Source organism: Deltaproteobacteria bacterium, assembly GCA_003194485.1.
Lineage (GTDB): Bacteria > Desulfobacterota > Dissulfuribacteria > Dissulfuribacterales > UBA3076 > UBA3076.
This window is the reverse complement of record PQXD01000074.1, coordinates 1-2386: the sequence shown is the minus strand read 5'-3', so window position 1 is coordinate 2386 and position 2386 is coordinate 1. Positions and strand designations below refer to the sequence as shown.

4 protein-coding genes are annotated in these 2386 nt (G+C 46.7%); all 4 read left to right on the top strand.

Translation table 11 applies throughout. The annotated features are described in order from the left end of the window. Window positions 1–115 precede the first annotated feature (115 nt). The 4 genes from C4B57_12150 to C4B57_12135 all read left to right on the top strand — a co-directional run bounded on the left by C4B57_12150 (window position 116) and on the right by C4B57_12135 (window position 2250). A complete protein-coding gene (locus tag C4B57_12150; protein ID PXF50365.1) occupies window positions 116–583 on the top strand; it encodes a hypothetical protein in 468 nt (155 codons plus the stop codon). 84 nt (window positions 584–667) lie between these two features. Next, window positions 668–1270 carry a hypothetical protein gene (locus C4B57_12145; GenBank protein PXF50364.1) on the top strand — a complete coding sequence of 201 codons (603 nt, stop codon included), beginning with the start codon at window positions 668–670 and terminating at the stop codon, window positions 1268–1270. 1 nt (window position 1271) lies between these two features. After that, complete coding sequence (locus C4B57_12140; GenBank protein ID PXF50363.1) at window positions 1272–2003, top strand: hypothetical protein; 732 nt, start codon at window positions 1272–1274, stop codon at window positions 2001–2003. 28 nt (window positions 2004–2031) lie between these two features. After that, window positions 2032–2250, top strand: a complete 219-nt coding sequence (locus tag C4B57_12135; GenBank protein ID PXF50362.1) for a hypothetical protein — start codon at window positions 2032–2034, stop codon at window positions 2248–2250. Window positions 2251–2386: the final 136 nt, after the last annotated feature.

The window sequence follows — 2386 nt, the reverse complement described above, 5'->3', positions numbered from 1 at the left end:
ACTGCTGCCCAACTGCGCAAGGATCGGAAAATCCGGATGGCGATCCATAAGGCCATCAGAGAGTTGGAAGATGTTATTAATTTAAGACTCTCGGACGGTGAGAGAGAGGTATAATATGATAATAGTAGCCTTTGACCCGGGGATAAACGGCGGAATAGCCAGGCTTGAGTGCATCGGTGGTAAAATCGTAAAAGCTATGGCAGTCCCTATGCCGGTAAAGCAGAAAGAACTTGACCTGGCTGAGATCGTCAGATTTATTTCGGGGGCTGATCATGTCTTTACCGAGCGAGTGTGGGGATTCCCTGGAGGCAGTAGCCAGTCACTCTGCACCACTTGCATGAATTATGGCCGACTACTTACACTGGTGTGGGTAGAGCGTATTCCGTGTATCGAGGTTCCCCCGCGCACTTGGCAAGCAAAAATATTACCCAAAGATTGCTTGGACACTAAAAAAGCATCAGTTGCTGTTTGCCAAGAAAAATTTCCTTCAGTAAATCTAACTCCAGGGCGCAAGAGGAAGCCCCATGACGGAATGGCCGATGCCTTATGCATAGCGCTTTATGGCTGGCTGTATATAATTTGAAAAAGTTTCAAAAAAGTGCTTGACAGAATGGCTTTTATGATTTAGAATAGGGGTAACATAAAACAAGGGGGTTAAAAGAAAAATATGAACCAATTAACTGAAAAAATCTCAAGGATCAATGAGCTCCTAGATTCGAAGGGTGCTCGTGCCGTCCAGAAGAAGCCTGGTTTAGGAAATCGGCCAGAGCTTTTTGGCTACATTCCTCAGTTCGTATTCGATGCCGTGAGCGAGGTCCTGGGCGCCGATAGTTGGAGCCATACAGTGGATGAGCACTTCCACACAGATAAGCAGGCAGTAGTTAGGGTTACCGTAACCATCGGTGGCGCCAGCCATACTCAGTTTGGTGAGTCTCAAATAATCAGAGGCGACACAGGTTCAGCACTCAAGGGCGCTGTAACAGATGCCGTCCAGAAGTGCTTAGCCCTCTTTGGAATTGGCGGCAAGGCCTATAGAGGGGAACTGAAGCCCGTCTTCCAAGCTGGCACGTCTATGAGTTTAGTGGATGCTGAGGTTCCGTCTGAGTTCGATCAGCTCTGCCGGGAAGCTAGAGCGCTAAACAGGGGTTCAGGGAAGCCGGACCTTGAGCAAGGGCGTACATTCTGGAAAAAGTGCATGGCGACCGGGCGCCTGAAGGGTTTATCTGAGACCGAAAAAACCCAGCTTGCTAAAATCTTGAGGGGTGTATAAAATGAGCGGCGTCATCAAGGTAGGAGTATATAAAAACCTGGACATGGAAGCCTACCATGCGGACCCTGCCCTGTCTCGCTCGGACATTGTGCGCATGCTGAGATCTATGCGACACTTCAAATTTTACAACAAGCCAGAGAGTAGCTCTCCGCATTTTCGTGTTGGCACTGCTCTCCACAGGTTGGTACTGGAAGGTGTCCCCCCTGTGGTAAATGAGTTTGATGGTCGCACAAAACAAGGGAAAGAATTTCAAGAGACAAATCCTGATGCCATTTCGGCCAAAGAAGCTGATCTGGTGTGTGCGATGGCTGAGCAAGTGGCCCCCTATTTCTCTGGCCCAGGGGTAGCTGAGGTTTCCTATTTCTGGGAAGATATAGCAGAGCCGGATGCTATTATGTGTAAGTGCAGGCCGGATTGGATTGAGGGTGGAGTAATCTATGACCTGAAAACCACAAGGAGAGATGCTCGGTATTTCCATTATGATATCAGGGATTATTCTCTTGATGTTCAAGCTCTTTGGTATTTGAGAGGAGTTGGACAATTTGAACCAGTCTATGCATTTCGGTTTGTGGTCGTGGAAAAAGATCCTCCTCATGGGGTCTTGGTATATGAGATCGAGGATTTATCAATCACAGAACAAAAAGTCAATGAAGTTTTGTCGAAGTATCGGCAATGCTTAAAGACGGGAGAATGGCCAGGCTATTCTGACGAAATAGTCAAGATTAATATATAACAACAATAAAGCAAAAAGGAGAAAGAAAATGGCACAGAATCGCGAAAAGGTTGGTTACGGGTACCTTGGACAGTCGAGCTACTGGGAGCAGGGATCTAACAAACCGCGGTATTATGGAAAGGTTACGATTAACGGTCAGGACTTGGAGATAGCTGGCTGGGATAAGGAAAAGAACGGCAGGAATTATGTTTCGATCCAGTTTACCAAGATAGCAACAGTAACAAAAGACGAAAAGATGCCTTTTTAAGACATTGAAGGAGGATGAAGAGAATGGGCAAGGCAACGAAATATGACTCAAATAAAAAAGTCAGACCGGAGCTCTTGCCCTCCAAAGCCACAGAAGAAGTGATGAAAGTTTTTACCTTTGGTGCAGAGAAATATGG

What these genes read in the sequence shown, in the direction of transcription:
- C4B57_12150 (PXF50365.1), top strand. Translation starts at nt 116, where the DNA reads ATGATAATAGTAGCCTTTGACCCGGGGATAAACGGCGGAATAGCCAGG.
- C4B57_12145 (PXF50364.1), top strand. Translation starts at nt 668, where the DNA reads ATGAACCAATTAACTGAAAAAATCTCAAGGATCAATGAGCTCCTAGAT.
- C4B57_12140 (PXF50363.1), top strand. Translation starts at nt 1,272, where the DNA reads ATGAGCGGCGTCATCAAGGTAGGAGTATATAAAAACCTGGACATGGAA.
- C4B57_12135 (PXF50362.1), top strand. Translation starts at nt 2,032, where the DNA reads ATGGCACAGAATCGCGAAAAGGTTGGTTACGGGTACCTTGGACAGTCG.